Here is a 408-nt window from a genome sequence, read left to right on the forward strand (position 1 = left end):
GGCCCCGGCGAGTACGAGTACAGCCTTGACGGCGGCCCTTGGCAGGACGGCGGCACGTTCGATAACGTATCTCCGGGCCAGCACGAGGTGACGGCCAGGGACAAGAACGGGTGCGGCACGGCCGTGCAACCTGTGTTCGTGGTGGACTACCCGCTGTACTTTACGCCCAACGGCGACGGCAACCACGATACGTGGAACATCGCCGGGATTGGCGGTACGGCAAAAATTTATATATTTGACCGCTACGGCAAGCTCCTGAAGCAGATCAGCCCTACGGGATCCGGATGGGACGGGACCTACAACGGGAACAGCATGCCGAGCAGCGATTACTGGTTCACCGTGGAGTACGACGAGCCGATAACCAACCAGAGAAAGGAACTGAAGGCCCATTTTACCTTGAAACGTTAA

General features: G+C 58.6%; 1 protein-coding gene. It reads left to right on the forward strand.

The window, feature by feature from the left end:
* Positions 1–408, forward strand: a 408-nt coding sequence (locus LBV24_RS15110; protein ID WP_224479491.1) for a T9SS type B sorting domain-containing protein, incomplete at its 5' end; no start/stop codon positions are given.

The organism is Winogradskyella vincentii (genome assembly GCF_020166345.1).
Taxonomy (GTDB): Bacteria; Bacteroidota; Bacteroidia; order Flavobacteriales; family Flavobacteriaceae; genus Winogradskyella; species Winogradskyella vincentii.